1 protein-coding gene and 1 pseudogene are annotated in these 1,056 nt (G+C 72.0%); one reads left to right on the plus strand and one right to left on the minus strand.

Going from position 1 to position 1,056, the window contains the following annotated elements; genetic code table 11:
- Positions 1-417: pseudogene (locus ABZ449_RS42305) on the plus strand (nucleoside/nucleotide kinase family protein); the annotation flags it as partial.
- 21 nt (positions 418-438) lie between these two features.
- On the opposite strand, the gene ABZ449_RS42310 reads toward ABZ449_RS42305, so the two are convergent.
- Positions 439-1,056 (minus strand): dihydrofolate reductase family protein (locus ABZ449_RS42310; protein ID WP_360357527.1); only part of this gene is annotated, 618 nt, incomplete at its 5' end.

A 1,056-nucleotide genomic window follows, 5' to 3' on the forward strand; every position in this document is an offset into this window, starting at 1 on the left:
GGCGCGGCGGACTCCTTCGACGTCTTCGGGTACGTCTCGCTGCTGCGCCGGTTGCACCGGTTGGAACCGACGTCGGTCTACGCCCCGGAGTTCCGCCGGGAGTTGGAGGAGCCGGTGGCCGGCGCCATCGAGGTGCTGCCCTCGGTCCGGCTGGTGGTGACCGAGGGCAACTACCTGTTGTTGCGGGATTTCCCCTGGCAGGAGATCCGACCGCTGCTGCACGAGGCGTGGTTTCTCGACCTGGAGGCCGAGGTGCGGCACCGCCGGCTGACCGCGCGGCACGAGGCGTTCGGTAGGTCCCCGGAGCAGGCGCGGGCGTGGGCGCTGGGTAGCGACGAGGCGAACGCGGCCCTGATCACCCCCACCGCCGACCGGGCTGACCTGGTGGTCCGCCTGTCGGAGCCCCCGCCGGCCTGACCACGGGCCAGCCGGGACGCGCTACTGCTCGACGCCGCGTCCCGGGCGGCTCATGTCCCCGGTGCCGGGCGTCCCGGCGGCGAGGCCGTACCGCAGGAGCACCGCGCCCCTGCCGGAGGTGGCTGGCGGTTCGAGCAGGGTCAGGTTCGCGGGCACCGCGCCGCCGTCGAACACCTTCTTGCCGACGCCCAGCACGATGGGGAAGATCCACAGGTTGAGCTGGTCGAAGAGGCGCTCGTGCAGCAGCGACTGCACCAGGTTCAGGCTGCCGATCACGTGGACCTTCTCGTGCTTGTCCCGCACCGCCCGGACGGCGGTCGCCAGGTCGGGTCCGAGGTGTGTCGAGCCCTCCCAGCCCAGATCCGGGTTGCCGCGTGAGGCGACGTACTTCGGGATGCTGTTGAACAGGGTGGCGATTCCGCCGTCGACGCCGTCGGCCTGGTGCGGCCAGTAGGCGGCGAAGATGTCGTAGGTCCGGCGGCCCAGGAGCAGCGCGTCCATGCCCCGCATGCCGTCCATGACCTGGCGGCCGCCCGTCTCGTCGAACAGGGGCGCCTGCCCCCCTCCGTACGGGAAGCCTTCGGGGTCCTCCTCGGGACCACCCGGCGCCTGGGCGACCAGGTCGAGTGTCGCGAACAG

The sequence above is a fragment of the Kitasatospora sp. NPDC005856 genome (assembly GCF_040629945.1).
GTDB lineage: Bacteria > Actinomycetota > Actinomycetes > Streptomycetales > Streptomycetaceae > Kitasatospora.